Below are 624 nucleotides of genomic sequence, written 5' to 3'. Positions count from 1 at the left end.
TACGACAACTACCGGGCCGCTGTTCCGGCGTGGGTGCCCCGGCTGCACCCCTCCGGCAGCCGGGGCGGTAGCTGTGCCGGACCGCCGGCGTGACTGGCTCGGAAACTTCAGTCCCCGAACGGGTCTCGCACGGAATGATTCGCATGAATGACATCCGTGGCATCCCAGCGGTCCTTCGCGGCGACCAAGCGCGACAGGTCGGGGCCGAACAAGCGCTCCGGGGCCGTCGCGCTTTCGGTGAAGCTGCTGATGTCACGCTCCGATCGGACAGCGGCGACGGCAGCCGTCAGCGCCTCGAACCCAGCGGCTGCCGCTTCGACCGCGGCCGGGGCGGGAACGACGGCGACGGCGAACAACAGTGCTGCGGATCCGAGGGTCGGGCTCGCTTCGGCGCGGTCGAGGGCGCCGCCGAGGTGGCGCAGTTCGACCGAGGTGAGCGTGTCGGCAGGCCCGGTGGTCACCGCGGTGACGACCGCGTCCACCACCTCCGCGGGGAGCGTCTCGAGCAGCGCGCTGCACCCGAGCGCCGGGACCGGAACCGGCGGATCCATATGCAGACCGGCTAGGGCCGTCGGTGCGATGGCATCGAATGTGTCGACAAGAGGCGATAATTCACGCAGCGGC

The 624-nt window shown here is 70.4% G+C and carries 1 protein-coding gene; it reads right to left on the bottom strand.

The genetic code is table 11. From position 1 onward, the window contains the following. Positions 1 to 107: 107 nt before the first annotated feature. Positions 108 to 624, bottom strand: a 517-nt coding sequence (locus ON23_RS27965) for a BBE domain-containing protein (protein WP_218001124.1), incomplete at its 5' end; no start/stop codon positions are given.

Source organism: Nocardia cerradoensis NBRC 101014 (genome assembly GCF_000308535.1).
GTDB lineage: Bacteria > Actinomycetota > Actinomycetes > Mycobacteriales > Mycobacteriaceae > Nocardia > Nocardia cerradoensis.
The sequence above is the reverse complement of the archived record's forward strand: the minus strand, read 5'-3'. Positions and strand labels throughout refer to the sequence as shown.